Source organism: Saccharothrix deserti (assembly GCF_009769385.1).
Lineage (GTDB): Bacteria > Actinomycetota > Actinomycetes > Mycobacteriales > Pseudonocardiaceae > Actinosynnema > Actinosynnema deserti.
This window is the reverse complement of record NZ_VKAB01000027.1, coordinates 103,599-120,690: the sequence shown is the minus strand read 5'-3', so window position 1 is coordinate 120,690 and position 17,092 is coordinate 103,599. Positions and strand designations below refer to the sequence as shown.

The window sequence follows — 17,092 nt, the reverse complement described above, 5'->3', positions numbered from 1 at the left end:
TACGATGGACGGCAACGCCGAAGAGAGGGAGGCAAGTCGATGACGCATGCGTATGTGGTGCGGTTCGTCGGCGGCCCTCTGGACGGCCGGGTCGACTCGCACGCCAAGCCGCCCGAGTCGCCGAAGCAGACCGTCACCCACGTTCACCTGCACGGCGGTCCCAAGATCGTGCACCACTACGACCTCCAGTACGCCGTCGAGTACGGCTGCGAGTACCGCCTCCGGGTCGAGGAATAGCGCCAGGCGCCCCCCGGCTCTTGACAGGGTCAGAACGGTCGGCCGTAGACAGACAGCAACCACGGGTTTACCGTTTGCGATGCGTGAGAGCGCTCTCACAGTGCTGTGAGTCCCCTGCTGGAGGTCCCCGTGCGTTCAATCCGCCCCCACCTGGCGGCCGCTGCGGTCGCCGTGGCCGCGGCTGCCGCGATCCCCCTCGCCCTGCCCGGAACGGCCGGCGCCGTGACGGTCGGCGCGGGCAGCTACGCCACCACCCGCCCGGCGGGCGCGGTCGGCCCGTCGAACTCGGACGGCGCGGCCGTGACGCCGAAGGTCACCGCCCGGATGGCCGGCCGCCCGGTCCCGACCAACGACTGGTGGTCGTCACTGGCCTTCCAGCGCTACGCGGGCAACCCCTACTCCGAGAACATGTACGCCCACCCGCTGACCTTCCACGCGGCGGCGCAAGGCCTGGGTGTCGGCTACCCGACCAGCCCGAACGTCACCTCCGACGGCAGGTTCTACGAGTTCATGCACCAGGACGACCTGTTCGTCGGCGTCAGCGGCCTCAACGCGCCGCGCACCGAGGTCGACGGCTGGTCCGACTGGACCGTCACTCCACTGTGGACCGACGGCGCGCGCACCCTGCGCACCACCATCGGCCACGGCTCGCCGTACGTGTACGCGGAGGCGACCGGCGGCGCGGCCAGGGTCGGGTTCAACGGCGCCACCACGATCTGGAGCAACACCGGCACCACGCTCGGCGTCACGGTCAACGGCCGCGACTACGCGTTGTTCGCGCCGAGCGCCTGGTCGGTCGTCGGCGCCGCCGAGGCCACGGCGTCGGCCGGCTTCTTCTCGGTGGCCGTGCTGCCGAACCGCGACGCGCTGCCCCTGTTCCAGCGCTACGCGTTCTCCTTCGTCACCGATACCAAGGTCAACTGGACGTACGACTCGGCGAACGCCCAGCTCAGCGCCACCTACACGGCCGCGACCACGGCCCGCCAGGGCACCCAGACGGGCACCCTGCAGGCCCTCTACCGGCACCAGTGGCTCAACTCCGCCGACAGCGTCACCGCCCACCGCTACACCTCGCCGCGCGGTGAGATGCGGTTGCGCGAGGGCTCGTCGTTCACGACCCGCAGCACGTTCAACGGCGTCCTGCCGGCGCTTCCCCTGTCCTCGGCAGCCGACCGGAACCGGCTGCGGGCCGAGATCGACCAGGAGCTGAACGCCGCCGACCCGTGGAAGGGCGCGGCCGACACCTACTGGACCGGCAAGGCCCTGTGGCGCCTGGCGGCACTCGCGCGGGTGGCGAACCAGATCGGGTACACGGCGGGCCGCGACCGGCTGCTGGCGCTGGTCCGCGACCGGCTCACCGACTGGCTCACCGCGACGCCCGGCGAGGCCGACAAGCACTTCGCCTACGACGCGACGTGGGGCACGCTGATCGGCTACCGCGCGGGCTTCGGCAGCGACGCCGAGCTGAACGACCACCACTTCCACTACGGCTACTACGTGCTCGCCGCCGCCGTGCTCGCGCAGCACGACCCGGCGTGGGCGTCCGACTCCCGTTACGGCGGCATGGTCAAGCTGCTGGTCAAGGACGCGAACAACTACGACCGCGCGGAGACGCGCTTCCCGTTCCTGCGCAACTTCGACGCGTACGCGGGGCACGGCTGGGCGTCCGGCCACGCCGGGTTCGCGCACGGCAACAACGAGGAGTCGTCGTCCGAGGCGATGATGTTCGCCACCGCCGCGGTGCTGTTCGGCCAGGCCACCGGGGACACCGCGCTGCGCGACGCGGGCATCTACCTGCACACCACGCAGGAGACCACGATCGGCCAGTACTGGTTCGACAAGGACAACGCGGTGTTCCCGTCGTCCTTCGGCCACGACACGCTCGGCATCGTGTGGGGCGCGGGCGGCAGCTACAGCACGTGGTGGACGGCGAACCCGGAGGAGATCCACGGCATCAACATGCTGCCGATCACCGGCGGCTCGCTGTACCACGCGGACTACAAGGCCGACATCATCGCCAACGTCAACGAACTGCGCGCCAACAACGGCGGCACCGAGGTCGAGTGGAAGGACGTCATCACCCAGTTCCTGGCGATCGCCGACCCGGCGCAGGCACTGGCCAACTACGGCGGCGGCCTGACCCCGGAGGACGGCGACTCACGGGCACACGCCTACCACTGGGTCACGTCGCTCGACACCTACGGCACACCCGATCTTTCCGTCACGGCGAACGTGCCGACGCACGCCGTGCTGAGCAAGAACGGCGCCCGCACGTACGTGGCCTACAACCCCGGCACGGCGGCGACCACCGTGACGTTCTCCGACGGGCAGACCCTGTCCGTGCCGGCGTCGTCCACCGCGTGGCGCGGGCCGGCGGGCAGCGGCGTGGACTCCGGATCGGGTGGTGTGAACCCCACTACTACTACGACCACGTCCACCACGACGACGACCACGACGGCCCCGCCGCCCAGCCGTGACGCCTTCGGCACCATCCAGGCCGAGTCCTACGACCAGCACAACGGCCTGGTCAAGGAGACCACCACGGACACCGGTGGCGGCCAGAACATCGCCGCCGTCGCCAATGGCGACTGGGCGCTCTACCGGGGCGTCGACTTCGGCACCCGCACCGGGCGGCAGTTCGTCGCCCGCGTCGCCAGTGGCGCGGCCGGCGGTGTCAGCGGTCTGGTGGAGGTCCGGATCGGCAGCCCCACGGCCACGCCGGTCGGCAGCTTCGCCGTCGCCGACACCGGCGGCTGGCAGAGCTGGCGCACCGTGCCCGCCAACATCAGCGGCCTCACCGGCAAGCACGACGTGTACGTCACCTTCACCAGCGGCCAGCCCGCGAACTTCGTCAACGTCAACTGGATCACGTTCGGTTCCTGACCAGCCCACCGCGCCACCACGAACTGCTGTACCACGCCTGTAAGCAAGAAACCCGCCCCCGTGCGAGGTCGCCGTCTGCGGAGCAGCGGCAATTCAAAACTGTCGGTGCGGTAGGGCAAGCTGCACCCGACAGGTCTTGTGCAAGTCGTGGAGGTACCGATGGCGAAGGCGAAGCAGAGCTCGTTGTCCCCCCAGGACATCGACCACTTGCGCGCGGAACTGGCCGCCGGCCGCCCGCCCGCGGTCTGGTTCACCTCCGCCGCGGTCGGGGTGGAGGCCGGGCGGTCGGCGAAGGTGGTGGCGTTCACCGAACCCGCCGAGGGCGACTACATCCAGGTGCGGCCGACGGGGGAGAAGGACGAGCTGTCGTTCTCCCCGGCCGAGCTGACGGTGGAGAAACCAGCTCCGCGCAGACGTGCGCCCGCGCCCGTCGCGGCGAAGGCGGCCGAACCCGAGGCGCCCGCGCCGGTCGAGCACATCTACACGCCCGCGCCGCCGCCCCCGAAGCCCGCTCCCGCGCCCGCACCTCCGGCCGCCGAGCGCAAGCCCGCCGAGCGCAAGCCCCCGGCGCGCAAGCAGGCGAAGCCGGCCGAGGTGACGGTGACGCTGGTGTCGACCGCCGACGGCGAGTGGACGGTCGACGTGCAGTGGGGTTCGAAGCGCACGTTGAAGGCCGCGCCGGTGGCCGCGTCGGCGGTGTCGCAGGCGGCGAAACTGCTGCCCGCGGAGGTCGACGAGGCGGTGGAGAGCGTGCTCAGCGCGGCGCGGGAACGTCATCTCGCCCGCGTGGAGCAGCTGCGGGCGGAGCTGGAGGCGGCGCAGCGGGCGTTGGACGACCTGACCGGCTGACGGAATGCGAACACGTATTGCAACGTATTGATGATTGGCGTTCCGCGATCGGGTGAGGGGACTTCCCCTGGCCGGCGGTAGGGCTGGACGGTGAGGTCGAAATACCTTCGGACCTACCTTCGGTCGCCAGGAGGTCCGCTCGATCCAGGGGAGTCAACGATGGTGGTAGAGAGCACGACGGCGGAGCAGGTCCAGCTCGACGGCTGCGGTTGCTGCAACGGCTGCACCGGCCCCGGCTGCGGGTGTTGCTCCAGCTGTTAGGCCGTGACTGTTATGTCGTGAACGGGAAGTTCCCGGCCCCGGCCGCGCCCCAGCGCGCCGGGGCCGCGGTGTGCTCGCGGGTCAGGGGCAGGGTCAGGCTCAGGGCGGGCAGACGGTGCCGCTGGTCGGCACCTTCGCGTTGACCAGGAACTCCTGGGACGCCGCCGTCGCGCACGCCGACTGCCCGAGCGCGCCGTGCCCGGCGCCCTGCCAGCCGATCACGATGCCGGCCGGCAACGCCTGCGCCGCCCGTTCACTGCCCGCCTGCGGCGTCACCGGGTCGGCGGCCGTGGTGAGGACCAGGATCGGGGGCGCGCCGACCAGCCTCGGCACCTTCGCGGGCTGCGGCACCGGGAACGGACCGCAGGCCAGCAGCTCGCGGGCGAAGTAGGCGCCGAACAGCGGGTGCTTGGTCCGCCAGTCCGCGGCCATCCCGGCCACCCGCTCGGGCGGGATCCGGGTCGTGGTGTCGTTGCAGCTGGTGATGATCTCCGCGTCCAGCCACGGCGGGTCGTCCTCGTCCCGACCGACCAGGAGCGGCTCGACGAACGCGCTCAGCTTGGTCTCGTCGCCGGCCTCCGCGGCCACCAGGGCGTCGGCCAGGGCAGGCCACCGCGACCGGTCCGCCAGACCCGCCAGCACCGCCACCGTCGCCGTGCCCGGCGTCAGGTCGAAGTCACCGCCGCGCAACGGCCGGTCCCGCAACGACCCCAGCAACGCCTTGAACCGGTCCGTCGCCGCCGCGCCCAGCGGGCAGCCCCGGATCACGCAGTCCTTCTGGAACTCCGAGAACGTCTCCTCCGCCGCCACCGCGCGCGTCTCCGCCACGCCCGGCACGTCCAGCGTCGGGTCCGGCGCGCCGTCGAACACCATCCGCCCGATCCGGTCCGGGTAACGGCTGGCGTACACCGTCAGCACCTTCGAACCGTCACCGATGCCGATGGCGTTCAGGTGCGGCACGCCCAGCTCCTCGCGCAGCTGCTCGAGGTCCGCCGCCGCACGCCACGAGTCCACCGCGGGCAGCCGGTTCTCCAGGTCGAGCACGCACTCCCGGCTGGCCAGCGTGTAGGCATCCGCCAACTCCTCGTGCGACTCCTCGCCCGGATCGGCCTCCACGATCCCCACCCGCGCCGCGTCCGGCACGCACTGCACGCCGTCCGACTTGCCGGTGCCCCGCCGGTCGACGCCGATCAGCGTGAACGTGCTCAGCACCTGCGGCGGGAGGCTCGCGGCCAGCCGTGCCGCCTTCAGCGTGCCCGGCTCGCCACCCGCTTCGCCGACCACCACCAGCGGGCTGCCGCCGGTGCCGACGCGCAGCAGCGACATGCCCAGGCTGCCCCGGCCGGGACGGCTCGGCAGGTCCAGCCGCACGGTCAGCCGCGCGCACTCGTAGTCCCAGCCGCCGGCCGGAACCGTGTCACCCATCCGTGCCCTGGTGGAGTCGGTGCACGTCGACCAGGACAGGCCGGGCGACTCGTAGTTCGCCAGCGGCGGCACCTCGCGGGGACCGGCCGGGACGGTGGCGGTCGACGGCTCCTCGCCGTCACCGTGCACGGCGATCACCGGACGGGTCGACGGACCCGCGCTGCACGCGGCCAGCGCGCTCAGAGCCACCAGGATCAAGGTGGCGTGACGCCGACGCGGCACAGCGGTCCCTCGCTCTCTCCACACACCGTTCGGTCTGCCCGAAGGGGCTGGTGTAGAGCCTCACACAGTCCAGGTGAGACTTCGGTGAGCGGGCTGGGGGAGGATGGCCGGGTGGTCATGGTGCACGTCGAAGGCATTCCCGAACGCCGGTACCACCGCTCGGGGCCGTTCGCGCCGGCCGCCAAGGCGTTCGGCGCGATCCCGCCGCCCGCGCTGGTGCTGCTGGGCGTGATCAGCGTCCAGGTCGGCGCGGTGGTGGCGAAGCAGTTGTTCACCCTGGCGGGTGCCGCGGGCACGGTGACGTTGCGGCTCGTGCTGGCCGCCGTCGTGCTGCTCGTGGTGTGGCGGCCGTCGCTGCGGCTGGACCGGCGCACGTACCTGGTCATCGCGGGGTACGGGCTGGTGCTCGGCGTCATGAACCTGACCTTCTACCAGTCGATCAAGCACATCCCGCTGGGCGCGGCGGTCACCATCGAGTTCCTGGGGCCGCTGGCGGTGGCCGTGTTCGGGTCGCGGCGCTGGCTGGACGGGCTGTGGGCGCTGCTCGCGGCGGCCGGTGTGCTGCTGCTGACCAGGGCCGACGGTGGGCTGGCGCTGCCGGGCGTGCTGTTCGCGCTGGCCGCGGCCGTGTGCTGGGCCGGGTACATCCTGCTGACGGCGGCGCTGGGCAGCCGCACGTCGGACGGCAAGGGGCTGGCGTTGGCGATGGTGTTCGGCGCGGCGGTGGCGCTGCCGTTCGGCGTGGCCGAGGCGGGCTCGATGCTGCTCGACCCGGTGGTGCTGATCGCGGGCGCGGCGGTGGCGCTGCTGTCGTCGGTGATCCCGTACTCGCTGGAACTGGAGGCGCTGCGCCGCATCCCGCCGCGCGTGTTCGGCATCCTGATGAGCCTGGAGCCGGGGGTCGCGGCGCTGGCCGGGTTGATCGTGCTGCACGAGTCGCTGCACCCGGCGCAGTGGGCCGCGGTCTTCTGCGTGGTCCTGGCGTCGATCGGGGCGACCCGGACGGCGAGACCCGAGGTGTGAGCGGCCTTAGGTCGGTACCTCGCCGGCCTTCACCGGGAGTTCCGCGGACTTCGGCGGGGGTTCCTCGACGCTCAGCCGCCCGTCGACCAGTTCCCCGCCGCGCTGCTCGAAGATCGTCGCGTAGGTCGTCGAGTACTTGCGGTAGACGGCCAGCAGGTCACCGTCGCCCGTCCCGACCACCTCGGCCCGGAACTCGTCCCTCAACCGGCGCATGGTGTTCACGGCCGCGCGCCGGCTCTGGCTGTGCAGGTAGGGCTTGAACGTCACGTTCAAGCCGCCCACCACCGCCGCCGTGAGCAGCAGCACCTTGCCCAGCACCGTCTCGGACGAGGTGAAACCCACCGCCAGCACGGCGGGCACGAAGATCAATACCACGGTGTAGAGCAGCCCGGTCGTCCGGTGAACGACCCGCCACTGCGACAGCCGGCGGCAGTCGAGCCGCATGCGGTCGTCGAGTTCCTGGATGAGCGCCTCAACGTCAGCCACAATCCGTCACGGTACTCACTCGCGGCGTCACGCGGGGCGAACTTCGCCTCGCAGCACGGATTCCACGTCGTAGCGCGCGGGCTGGTCGAGCTGGTCGTAGCGGCACGACTCGGGCTCGCGGTCCGGCCGCCAGCGGCGGAACTGGCCGTTGTGGCGCAGCCGGGCCGGGGCGACGCCCTCGGTCTGCGTGTACGCGATCTCCAGCACGCGTTCGGGCCGCAACGGCACCCAGTCGGCCTGCTTGCCGCGCCACCGGTTGATCTCGCCGGGCAGGCGGCGGCCGTCCGGCTCCACCAGCCACGGGTGGTCGCCGGACGTGATCAGGTCCTTGAACTCCTGCGCCAGCGCACGCCGTTCGTCCGCCTTGAAGGAGCCGACCACGCCCACGTGGTGGAGGACGCCGGCGTCGTCGTGCAGGCCCAGCAGCAGCGAGCCGACCGCCGTGCCCGGCTCGGTGTCCTTGTGCCAGCGCAGCCCGGCCACCACGCAGTCGGCGGTGCGGGCGTGCTTCACCTTGATCATGCTGCGCTTGCCGGGCGTGTACTCGCCGGCCGCGGGCTTGCCGATGACGCCGTCCAGGCCCGCGCCCTCGAACAGCTCGAACCACTGCAGCGCCAGGTCGGCGTCGGTGGTCGCGGGCGTGAGGTACAGGCCGTCGCCGGGCGTGACCAGGCCTTCCAACGTCGACCGCCGGCTCGTGCACGGCTCGTCCAGCAGCACGTCGTCGCCCACCGCCAGCACGTCGAACGCCACGAAGCTCGCCGGTGTCTGCTCGGCCAGCAGCCTCACGCGGCTCTCGGCCGGGTGGATGCGCTCGGACAGGGCGTCGAAGTCCAGCTTGTCGTCCTTCGCCACGACCAGCTCGCCGTCGACCACGATCCGCGGCGGCAGGGTGCGCAGCAGCGCGGCCTCCGCCTCCGGGAAGTACCGGTTGAGCGGCTTGCCGCTGCGTGACTGCAGGAACACCTCGTCGCCGTCGCGGAACACCAGGCAGCGGTAGCCGTCCCACTTCGGCTCGAACACCAGGTCGACGCCGGTCGGGATGCGGTCGACCGAGTTGGCCAGCATCGGCTGCACGGGAGGGGTCAACGGGAGCGCCACCCGGCCATCCTGCCGGGTGAACCGGCCCGGCGCACGCGTTGACGCTCCCTCTTCGCAAGATCGAGCCGCACCACCGCGGGCAGCACGTCGACACCCAGCGCGGTCCGCGCCCGCGACAGCACCCGCTCGTCCAGTTCACGCCACACCCGCCGGACGTCCGCGCCCTGCCGCAACGTCAACCGCAGCCGCAACGCGGGCGTGCCGACCACGGACACCTTCGCCCCGCCCACCCCGGAGACCTGCTCGGCGTCCGCCTTCACCGCCGCCGCCAACGCCTTGGCGGTGAGCACCACGTCGTGCTCCAGGAGCAGGTCGGGATGCCGTTCCGGGCGCACCGCGCGCCACGCCCACCGCAGCCCGAGGAACACGACCAGCAGACCCGGCACGATCAGCCCGATCCGGACGGGCAGCAGGTGCCGGCGCGCCCAGTCGAGCGCGACCGGGTCGAGCACCGGGCGGTCCACCCAGGACCACTCCGGCACCGGCCACCGCCGGCCGGACCAGTGCCACCCGACCGCGCCGACCACCAGCGCCCCGGCACCGGCCACCGCCAGCCCGAGGAACGGCGACAGCACCCGCAGCAGAACCCGCATCGCCTACTCCACTCGCGGCCGGGTCTCGGCGCGCAGCGCGGACACCGTCACGGCGACCGACCGGACCCGGTACCCGGTGATCCGCTCGACCTCCTCGGTGACGCTGCGCCGCACGTCCGCGGCGGCCGTGCGGACCGGCGCCGGGTAGCGCAGCGCCACCTTCACCGCGACCGCCACGTCACCGCCCGACCCGTCGACCTTCACCGACGCGCCCGGCCGGGTCCCCGGCACCAGGCGGACCGCGTGCGCGACCACCTTCCGCACGACGGACGGGTGGATCTCCAGGGTGCCCCTCACTTGTCGCGGCCCCGGCCGAGCAGATCGGCGAGGTCGATCTCGCCGTCCAGCACCCGGCCGGCGACCAGCCCGATCACCCCACCGCCAGGGTCACCAGGAAGGCGGTGAAACCGCTGGTCGCGGCCAGGCCCAGGACCAGGCCGGCGAGCAGTCCGGTCTGCGTCGCGCTCATCAGCTCTCCTCCTCGGGGTCGACGAGGTCGGACACCACGACGTCCACCGGCACCGGTCCGGCGACCTGGGCCACCTTCGCCCGCAGTTCCGCCACCACCTCGGTGATCGGGCGGCCCAGCCGCAGCACCACCGCGACCTCCACCCGTTCCTCGACCCGCACCCCGACCACGTGCCGTCCCGGCAGGTAGGAGGCGAACACGCCGTCGAGCCGGGCCACGGCCGGGTGCGCGAGCAGGGCGGCCTCGACGTCCTCGGAGACGTGCATCACTCGACCCGGGCCTGCGCCGACTCGGTCTCCTCGTCATCCTCGGGCAGGTGGATGTCGTTGACCGCGATGTTGACCTCGATGACCTCCAGCCCGGTGATCCGCTCCACGGCGGTGATCACGTTGCGCCGCACGGCGCGCGCCAGGTCGACGATGCCCGCGCCGTACTCGACCACGATGTCCAGGTCGATCGCGGCCTGCTTCTCGCCGACCTCGACGGCGACGCCCGCGGTGTTCGCGGTGCCCGCGCCGGGGATCCGCTCGCGCAGGGCGCCGAACGCCCGCGACACGCCGCCGCCCAGGGCGTGCACGCCGGAGATCTCCCGCGCCGCGATGCCCGCGACCTTCTGCACGACCGACGAGGCGATCGTGGTCCTGCCCTGCGCGGTGTCGTCGGCCAGGCGGGCGGGGACGTTCTCGGGCTTGACGGCGGTGGTCTGCGCCATGGGAAGTCCTTTCCGAATCGTCGCGTGCACGTTCGGATGCGGACCGTATCCGGGTCAGGACGTGGATGTGGCGCGCGTCACCGGATCAGGCGTCACCGGGTTTCAGGTCGGACCTGCGGCAACCCGGCCTTGCGATAACGCAGCAGCAGCGCGCTTTCGTGGTGCAGCACGGACTCCAGTTCCATCGACCGCGGTGTCGGCGGCAGCGGCCCGGCCGAGATCCGCCCGGCGTCACCACCGGCGAGCAGCGGGGCGAACGTCACGCACAGCACGTCCACCAGGTCCGCCTCGATCAGCGCGCCGAACACCGTCGGCCCGCCCTCGCAGTCGACCCGGCGCAGCCCGCGCTCGTCGAGCGCCGCCAACGCCAAGCCCATGTCCACGGTCTCGTCACCGGCGACGACCACGTCCGCGCCCGCCGCCGCGAGCGCGTCGCGCCGTTCGACCGGCGCGACGTGCGTGGTGAGGATGATCGGCGGCACGGACGTGCTGGTCAGCAGCGTGGACGTCGGCAGGATCGAGCACCGCGCGGTGACCACGGCGATCGGCGGCACCGGCGCGAGCCCCAGCCGGGCCCGCCGCGACGCGCGGACCTCGCCCGCCTTGACCCCGTGGTAGCCCTCGATCAGGGCCGTGCCCGCGCCGACCAGCACCACGTCGCACAGGTCGCGGCCGAGCATGAACACCTTGCGGTCGGCCTCGTTGCCCAGGCCGCCGGACTTGCCGGCCACCGACACCGCACCGTCCAAGCTGGACACGAAGTTCACCTGCACCCACGGCCGGTCCAGTCCGTCGGGGTAGTCGTAGAGGCGTTCCAGCTCTGTGTCGGTGATCTCGTCACCGCGTGGTGGCCACAACATCCGCACGACCACATCCCAACACGCCGTTACCATCCGAGCATGTCCGCCCCTCCGCGCCTGTCCGACCGGATCCCGCACGTAGCCGCGGACGAACTGGTGGACGCCATGGTGCCGCCGCCCCGGTTCGACGGCGTGCGCTTCGACACCTACCTGCCGAACCCCGAGGAGCCGAGCCAGTCGGCGGCCGTGCGGGCGTGCCGGGAGTTCGCCGAACGCGTGTCCGAGGGCGGCAGCCGGGGCTGGCTCGGTCAGCTGTTCAAGCGGTCCAACGACGACGACGCCAAGCCCGGCCTGTACCTGGACGGCGGGTTCGGCGTGGGCAAGACCCACCTGCTGGCCTCGATCTGGCACGCCGTGCCCGGCCCGAAGGCGTACGGCACGTTCGTGGAGCTGACGAACCTGGTCGGCGCGCTCGGCTTCGCCGAGACGGTGCGCCGGCTGTCGTCGCACAAGCTGCTCGCGATCGACGAGTTCGAGCTGGACGACCCGGGCGACACGATGCTGGTCACCCGCCTGATCAAGGAGCTGACCGGTGCGGGCGTGTCGGTCGCGGCGACGTCGAACACGCTGCCGGACAAGCTCGGCGAGGGCCGGTTCGCCGCCGCGGACTTCCTGCGCGAGATCCAGTCGATGTCGGCGAAGTTCACCGTGGTCCGGGTCGACGGGCCCGACTACCGCCACCGCGGCCTGCCGGACGCGCCGCCGCCCATGGCCGACGAGGACCTGGTGGCCAAGTCCGAGAGCACGCCGGGCAGCACGCTGGACGATTTCGCCGACCTGTGCGCGGCCCTGGCCAGGATCCACCCGTCGAGCTACGGCCGGCTGGTGGACGGGGTGACCGCGGTGCACCTGCGCCACGTCCGGCCCGCGCCCGATCAGGCGGTGGCGTTGCGGCTGGTGGCGTTCGGCGACCGCCTCTACGACCGGGACATCCCGGTGGCGGTGTCCGGTGATCCGCTGTCCGAGCTGTTCACGGCCGAGATGCTGCGCGGCGGCTACCGCAAGAAGTACCTGCGGGCGGTGTCCCGGCTCGTCGCGCTGTCCCGTTGAGCCATTCGCCGCGTTTGCCGGACGAAACCCCCGTTCAGCGGTGGTTTTGCGGTTTTGGCGCCGGGTATCCCACGGCCGTGATGAGCGAAGCGGAACGCCGCACCCTGAGTGAGATCGAGAGCAGACTCGCGGACGAGGAGCCGGGCCTGGCCTCGGCACTCGTCGCCGGGAAACCCCGGCACCCGGTGCTCAGCTACGCCCTCGTGGCCACGTTCACCGGCCTGGGCGTGCTGTTGCTGTTCCTTGGAGCGTTCGGTCCCGCGCTGGCCTCGTTGGGGTTCGGCGCGATCCTCGTCTTGATGCGCGGCTACACGTGGCGTTGAGCGGTGCCCGGTCCTCCGGGCACCGGGTCGCGGCGCGCTCATCCGCAGGCGACCGGTGACCAGGGACCCGCGTCACACTTCGCCGATACCGCCAAATCAGTTGGCCATGAGGCGTGGCCATGCCCCACCATGCGCGGGTGGGATACCTGGACGCCAACGGCCTCGCCTTCCGACTGCCGGACGGCCGTGAGCTGTTCCGCGACGTGTCGTTCAAGGTCGGCACGAACAGCGTGGTGGCGTTGGTCGGCGCCAACGGCGTCGGCAAGACCACGTTGTTGCGCATCCTGTCGAACGAGTTGGTGCCCACCGCGGGCAGCGTCCGCGTGCAGGGCGGCCTGGGCGTGATGCCGCAGTTCGTCGGCTCCGTCCGGGACGAGAGCACCGTCCGCGACCTGCTGCTGGCCGCGTCACCCGCGCCGCTGCGGGCCGCCGCCGCGGAACTGGACGCCGTCGAACTCCAGCTCATGGAGACCGACGACGAGCCGACCCAGATGCGCTACGCCGACGCGATCACCGCGTGGGGCGAGGTCGGCGGCTACGACGCCGAGGTGCTGTGGGACACGGTCACGGTGGCCGCGCTGGGCGTCCCGTTCGACCGGGCCCGGTTCCGCGAGGTCCGCACCCTCTCCGGCGGCGAGCAGAAACGCCTGGTCCTCGAAGCGCTGCTGCGCGGGCCGGAACAGGTGCTGCTGCTCGACGAGCCGGACAACTACCTGGACGTGCCGGGCAAGCGGTGGCTGGAGGAACGGCTGGGCGAGACCGGCAAGGCAGTGCTGCTGGTCAGCCACGACCGGGAACTGCTCGACATCGCCGCCACCCACGTCGTCACGGTCGAGGCGCACTCCGCGTGGACGCACGCCGGTTCGTTCGGCACCTGGCACGCCGCCCGCGCGTCCCGCATCGAACGCCTCGCCGAGCTGCACCGCCGCTGGAACGAGGAGCACGAGCACCTCAAGGAACTCGTCCGCACCCTGCAGATCCAGGCCCGGATCAGCGAGGTGATGGCCGCCAAGTACCGGGTCATGCGGGCCAAGCTGGAGCGGTTCGAGGAGGCGGGCCCGCCGCCGGAGCTGCCGACCGACGAGAAGGTGACGCCCCGGCTGCGCGGCGGTCGCACCGGCGTGCGCGCGATCACCTGCCAGAACCTCGAGCTGACCGGGCTGATGAAGCCGTTCGACACGGAGATCTTCTTCGAGGACCGGGTCGCCGTGCTCGGCTCGAACGGCTCGGGCAAGAGCCACTTCCTGCGGCTGCTCGGCGGCGGCGACGTCGCACACACGGGCGTGTGCCGCCTGGGCGCGCGCGTGGTGCCGGGCCTGTTCGCGCAGACCCACCAGCACCCGGAGTGGATCGGCCGCACGCTGGTCGACATCCTGTGGCACGGCTCGGACGGCCGCGCGGGACGCGACCGGGGCGCGGCGATGGCGGTGCTCAGCCGCTACGGCCTGGGCAAGCAGGGCGACCAGCGGTTCGAGACGCTGTCCGGCGGGCAGCAGGCGCGGTTCCAGGTGCTGCTGCTGGAGCTGTCCGGCGCGACGCTGCTGCTGCTCGACGAGCCGACCGACAACCTCGACCTGAACTCGGCCGAGGCGTTGCAGGACGCCCTGGAGGGGTTCACCGGCACCGTCGTCGCGGTCACGCACGACCGGTGGTTCGCCCGCGGGTTCGACCGGTTCCTGCTGTTCCGGTCGGACGGCGAGGTGGTCGAGGTGGACGAGCCGGTGTGGGACGAGGCGCGGGTGAAGCGGGCCCGGTGAGCGCTCAGGCCGTGCGGGTCGCGGTGTCCTCGGACGTCGTCGGCTCGGCGCCTTGCTCGACCAGGTGAGCGGCTTCGAATTCCCGCTCCAGCACCCACAGCCCCTCCTCGCGCCGCCACGACGTCAGCGACCCGTTGGGCACCACCGAGTTGCGCGCGAACGCCGCGATGTCCCGCTCCGGCAGGCACTCCAGCAGGTAGCGCAGCAGGTACGCGGTGATCTCGTGCCCGAACAGCAGCACCCGCCGACCGTCCAGGTCCCGCAGCAGCGACCGCAGCCGCAACGCCACGTCCGCCCACGACTCGCCGCCGGGCGGCCGGTAGTAGAACTTGCCGAGCCGCCGCTCGCGCGCCGACTCCTCCGGGTACCGCTTGGCCACGCCGTGGGTGGTCAGCAGGTCCAGCACGCCCAGTTCGCGGTCGCGCAGCCGCTCGTCCACCAGCGTCCGCGGGTGCCCGCGCAGGGCGAGCCGCGCGGTGTCGATGGTCCGCCGGTACGGCGAGGACACCACCAGGTCCGGCCACTGCTCGCGGGGCATCGTGGCGAACCACCGCCCCAGCGCCCGGCCCTGCCGCTCGCCTTCGGGGGACAGCGGCACGTCCGCGTCGCGCAGCGGGATGTCGATCATCTCGTGCCCGGCCGCCTCCGCGGCGTGCCACGCCACGTTGCCGCTGCTCTCGCCGTGCCTGATCAGCCCTATCCAGTCCACCCCAAGAGAATCCACCCCAGCCAACTTAGCCGCACGGCGCCGCTCGGGCACTCCCTGGCGTTCACCTCGGAGCGGTAGAACTTGCGTCCGTGGACCACGTGGACGCGTACTGCGAGCGCCTTGCGCCGGGGCTCTGGGCCGAACCGCTCAACGCCGTGAGCAACGCCGCCTTCCTGATCGCCGCGGCACTGCTGTGGTGGCGCCACCGGCCGCGGCCCAAGAGCCTGCGGGCGCTGCCGGTGCTGCTCGCCCTGGTCGGGTTGGGCAGCCTGAGCTTCCACACGGTGGCCGACACGCTCACCAACTGGTTCGACGTCGGCTTCATCGCGGTCTACGTGATCTGGTACCTGATCGTGTTCGCGCACTACTACCTGAACGCCCGGTGGGTGCTCGCGTGGTTGGCCGCGCCGGCGTTCGTCGTCCTGGCGGTGGCCACCGGTCCGCTCACCTCGGTCGTCCCCGGCGGTTCGGGCATCTACCTGGCGCCGTTCCTGTCACTGCTGATCATCGCGGTGATCGCGTGGGCGCGCGGCCTGCCGTGGCACGACCTGGCGCGGGCGGCGGGCGTGTTCGTGGTGTCGGTGACCCTGCGGACGCTCGACCAGCCCCTGTGCGGGGCGTGGCCGAGCGGCACGCACTACTTCTGGCACCTGTTCAACGCGGTGGTGCTGTTCCTGGTGGCCCGGCAGGTCATTCGATTTCAGCAGGCAGCCGACCGGACCTGACCGCCGCCGCCAGCGCCTCGTGGTCGGCACTGGTCTGGTCGGCGTAGTCCAGCGCGTACCGGGCGATCGCGTCGTCCAGGTCCTCGCCGTCCTCGCAGTACCCGGCGAGCAGCCGGGGGTCCACCGACCGGCTGTGCGCGCGGGCCAGCAGCGCGCCCGCGAGCCGGCCGTAGTCGTCCAGGTCGTCCCGCTTCAACGTGGTCGCGTCGATCTCGCCCTTGCGGTTGCGGAACTGGCGGACGATGAACGGGCGTCCCTCGATCGTGGTCCAGCCGAGCAGGATGTCGGTCTCCGCCTGCACGAGCCGCGCGCCGTGCACGATCCGCTTGCCCTCGTGCTTCACCGCCGGTGCGTCGAGGAACGGGGCCAGCGTCGACGGTCGCGCCTCCTTGGCCTGGAGGACCAGTGCCTCGTCACCGTTGCCGTGCAACAGGATCAGGTAGTTGCGCCAGCCGACGCTGCCGGTGCCGACCACGCGGAACGCCACGTCCGACACGCCGTAGCGCATGATCAGGTTGAACCGCGACTCGCGCAGCGTGTCCACATAGGACGGCAACGCGTCGACGACGGATTGCGCGACGTCCGGGGAGATCCGGGTCAGCACCGGGGGATCGGAGACGAACCGGATGTGCTCGCCCTCGCGCCGGGTCCACTTCGCCGCCACCCGGGCGCTGGTGTTCTTGCGCGCCTTGGACGCGGCCTTGCTGAAGTTGTCCAGCAGGTCGTCGGCCTTGGTCTTGGTCAGCACCGACTCGTCGAACAGCGCGCTCCACGAGTCCAGGAACGGGATCTCGGCCAGGTGCCGTGCCGCGTCCCGGTAAGCGCGCACCGCGTCGGACGCCGCGTCGCGGCAGCCCTTCTCGGACACGCCGCCTTCCCGGCCCGCCAGCACCAGCGACGTCGCCAACCGCTTGAGGTCCCACTCCCACGGGCCGGGCAGCGTCTCGTCGAAATCGTTGATGTCCATCACGATCTTGCCCTCGGGCGTGCCGTAGAGGCCGAAGTTCGCCGCGTGCGCGTCACCGCACAGCTGCGCGTCCAGCCCGCTGCGCGCGCCGACGGCGAGATCGCCCGCCATGAGCCCGGCGCTGCCCCGGAAGAACGCGAACGGCGAGGCGAGCATCCGGCCGGTCCGCAGCGGCACCAGCTCCGGCAGCCGGCCGGCGTTCGACGTGCCCATGAACTCGACCACGGTCGGCCGGTCCGGCGCGAGCGGCATCTTGCGGTGCGCCTCGTGGCTCACCGCCGCCCGCAGCTCGCGGCCGCGCGCCAGGACTTCTCCAGGTTCCGCCCACTGTCCCAGCGCGACAGCCGCTTCGGCCCGCTTCGGTTTCATGGCCGCTGCTCCGCAGACGGCGGCGAGGCCGCCTGGAAGTCGGCAGTTCGAGCCTGATTTTCCGACGATCG

At 72.0% G+C, this 17,092-nt stretch carries 18 protein-coding genes; 8 read left to right on the top strand and 10 right to left on the bottom strand.

The window, feature by feature from the left end:
• Nucleotides 1–39: 39 nt before the first annotated feature.
• The 3 genes from FM051_RS35800 to FM051_RS35790 all read left to right on the top strand — a co-directional run bounded on the left by FM051_RS35800 (nt 40) and on the right by FM051_RS35790 (nt 3,969).
• Entirely contained in the window at nt 40–237 is a 198-nt protein-coding gene (locus FM051_RS35800) for a hypothetical protein (protein WP_158842731.1), read from the top strand.
• Between the two features lie 129 nt (nt 238–366).
• Nucleotides 367–3,120 carry a glycosyl hydrolase gene (locus FM051_RS52305; RefSeq protein ID WP_158842730.1) on the top strand — a complete coding sequence of 918 codons (2,754 nt, stop codon included), beginning with the start codon at nt 367–369 and terminating at the stop codon, nt 3,118–3,120.
• Nucleotides 3,121–3,279: 159 nt separating this feature from the next.
• The gene (locus FM051_RS35790; RefSeq protein WP_158842729.1) at nt 3,280–3,969 is read left to right on the top strand and encodes a DUF6319 family protein; all 690 of its coding nucleotides are present in this window, start codon (nt 3,280–3,282) and stop codon (nt 3,967–3,969) included.
• A 360-nt stretch (nt 3,970–4,329) separates the two neighbouring features.
• Here the strand turns inward: FM051_RS35790 and FM051_RS35785 are convergent, their stop codons facing one another.
• A complete protein-coding gene (locus FM051_RS35785; protein WP_238412284.1) occupies nt 4,330–5,844 on the bottom strand; it encodes an alpha/beta hydrolase in 1,515 nt (504 codons plus the stop codon).
• A gap of 150 nt (nt 5,845–5,994) precedes the next feature.
• On the opposite strand from FM051_RS35785, the gene FM051_RS35780 reads away from it, so the two are divergent.
• A complete protein-coding gene (locus FM051_RS35780) occupies nt 5,995–6,900 on the top strand; it encodes an EamA family transporter (protein ID WP_158842789.1) in 906 nt (301 codons plus the stop codon).
• 6 nt (nt 6,901–6,906) lie between these two features.
• Here FM051_RS35780 and FM051_RS35775 read toward each other — a convergent pair whose 3' ends face one another.
• The 7 genes from FM051_RS35775 to FM051_RS35740 form a co-directional block, all read right to left on the bottom strand.
• Nucleotides 6,907–7,386 carry a hypothetical protein gene (locus FM051_RS35775; protein WP_158842727.1) on the bottom strand — a complete coding sequence of 160 codons (480 nt, stop codon included), beginning with the start codon at nt 7,384–7,386 and terminating at the stop codon, nt 6,907–6,909.
• A 27-nt stretch (nt 7,387–7,413) separates the two neighbouring features.
• Nucleotides 7,414–8,487 (bottom strand): ATP-dependent DNA ligase, encoded by a 1,074-nt coding sequence (locus FM051_RS35770; RefSeq protein WP_158842726.1) that lies wholly within the window; start codon nt 8,485–8,487, stop codon nt 7,414–7,416.
• Complete coding sequence (locus FM051_RS35765) at nt 8,472–9,080, bottom strand: alkaline shock response membrane anchor protein AmaP (protein ID WP_238412283.1); 609 nt, start codon at nt 9,078–9,080, stop codon at nt 8,472–8,474. Before FM051_RS35765 ends, FM051_RS35770 begins: the two co-directional genes overlap by 16 nt.
• A 3-nt stretch (nt 9,081–9,083) precedes the next feature.
• Nucleotides 9,084–9,377: an Asp23/Gls24 family envelope stress response protein gene (locus FM051_RS35760; RefSeq protein ID WP_158842725.1), complete on the bottom strand. Its 294-nt coding sequence runs from the start codon at nt 9,375–9,377 to the stop codon at nt 9,084–9,086.
• A 171-nt stretch (nt 9,378–9,548) separates the two neighbouring features.
• Nucleotides 9,549–9,815, bottom strand: a complete 267-nt coding sequence (locus FM051_RS35750) for a hypothetical protein (protein ID WP_158842724.1) — start codon at nt 9,813–9,815, stop codon at nt 9,549–9,551.
• The gene (locus tag FM051_RS35745; protein WP_158842723.1) at nt 9,815–10,261 is read right to left on the bottom strand and encodes an Asp23/Gls24 family envelope stress response protein; all 447 of its coding nucleotides are present in this window, start codon (nt 10,259–10,261) and stop codon (nt 9,815–9,817) included. Before FM051_RS35745 ends, FM051_RS35750 begins: the two co-directional genes overlap by 1 nt.
• A gap of 92 nt (nt 10,262–10,353) precedes the next feature.
• Nucleotides 10,354–11,121, bottom strand: a complete 768-nt coding sequence (locus FM051_RS35740) for a pyrimidine reductase family protein (RefSeq protein WP_158842788.1) — start codon at nt 11,119–11,121, stop codon at nt 10,354–10,356.
• Nucleotides 11,122–11,160: 39 nt separating this feature from the next.
• Between FM051_RS35740 and zapE the strand changes: the two genes are divergently transcribed.
• The 3 genes from zapE (at nt 11,161) to FM051_RS35725 (ending at nt 14,251) form a co-directional block, all read left to right on the top strand.
• Nucleotides 11,161–12,171 (top strand): cell division protein ZapE, encoded by a 1,011-nt coding sequence (gene zapE / locus FM051_RS35735; protein WP_158842722.1) that lies wholly within the window; start codon nt 11,161–11,163, stop codon nt 12,169–12,171.
• 80 nt (nt 12,172–12,251) lie between these two features.
• On the top strand, nt 12,252–12,494 hold the full coding sequence (locus FM051_RS35730) for a DUF3040 domain-containing protein (RefSeq protein WP_238412290.1): 243 nt from the start codon (nt 12,252–12,254) through the stop codon (nt 12,492–12,494).
• 137 nt (nt 12,495–12,631) lie between these two features.
• Nucleotides 12,632–14,251 (top strand): ABC-F family ATP-binding cassette domain-containing protein, encoded by a 1,620-nt coding sequence (locus tag FM051_RS35725; protein ID WP_158842720.1) that lies wholly within the window; start codon nt 12,632–12,634, stop codon nt 14,249–14,251.
• Between the two features lie 4 nt (nt 14,252–14,255).
• Here FM051_RS35725 and FM051_RS35720 read toward each other — a convergent pair whose 3' ends face one another.
• Nucleotides 14,256–14,975: a histidine phosphatase family protein gene (locus FM051_RS35720; protein ID WP_158842719.1), complete on the bottom strand. Its 720-nt coding sequence runs from the start codon at nt 14,973–14,975 to the stop codon at nt 14,256–14,258.
• Nucleotides 14,976–15,049: 74 nt separating this feature from the next.
• Between FM051_RS35720 and FM051_RS35715 the strand changes: the two genes are divergently transcribed.
• A complete protein-coding gene (locus tag FM051_RS35715) occupies nt 15,050–15,685 on the top strand; it encodes a hypothetical protein (RefSeq protein WP_158842718.1) in 636 nt (211 codons plus the stop codon).
• Here FM051_RS35715 and FM051_RS35710 read toward each other — a convergent pair.
• Nucleotides 15,651–17,021 (bottom strand): DUF2252 domain-containing protein, encoded by a 1,371-nt coding sequence (locus tag FM051_RS35710; RefSeq protein WP_158842717.1) that lies wholly within the window; start codon nt 17,019–17,021, stop codon nt 15,651–15,653. The two genes, FM051_RS35715 and FM051_RS35710, sit on opposite strands and share 35 nt — an antisense overlap.
• Nucleotides 17,022–17,092 lie beyond the last annotated feature (71 nt).

Excerpts from the sequence above, each read along its gene's own strand:
- FM051_RS35750 (WP_158842724.1), bottom strand. The coding sequence starts at position 9,815 with ATGCACGTCTCCGAGGACGTCGAGGCCGCCCTGCTCGCGCACCCGGCC.
- FM051_RS35745 (WP_158842723.1), bottom strand. The coding sequence starts at position 10,261 with ATGGCGCAGACCACCGCCGTCAAGCCCGAGAACGTCCCCGCCCGCCTG.
- FM051_RS35740 (WP_158842788.1), bottom strand. The coding sequence starts at position 11,121 with ATGTTGTGGCCACCACGCGGTGACGAGATCACCGACACAGAGCTGGAA.
- zapE (WP_158842722.1), top strand. The coding sequence starts at position 11,161 with ATGTCCGCCCCTCCGCGCCTGTCCGACCGGATCCCGCACGTAGCCGCG.
- FM051_RS35780 (WP_158842789.1), top strand. The coding sequence starts at position 5,995 with ATGGTGCACGTCGAAGGCATTCCCGAACGCCGGTACCACCGCTCGGGG.
- FM051_RS35730 (WP_238412290.1), top strand. The coding sequence starts at position 12,252 with ATGAGCGAAGCGGAACGCCGCACCCTGAGTGAGATCGAGAGCAGACTC.
- FM051_RS35765 (WP_238412283.1), bottom strand. The coding sequence starts at position 9,080 with ATGCGGGTTCTGCTGCGGGTGCTGTCGCCGTTCCTCGGGCTGGCGGTG.
- FM051_RS35800 (WP_158842731.1), top strand. The coding sequence starts at position 40 with ATGACGCATGCGTATGTGGTGCGGTTCGTCGGCGGCCCTCTGGACGGC.
- FM051_RS35710 (WP_158842717.1), bottom strand. The coding sequence starts at position 17,021 with ATGAAACCGAAGCGGGCCGAAGCGGCTGTCGCGCTGGGACAGTGGGCG.
- FM051_RS35790 (WP_158842729.1), top strand. The coding sequence starts at position 3,280 with ATGGCGAAGGCGAAGCAGAGCTCGTTGTCCCCCCAGGACATCGACCAC.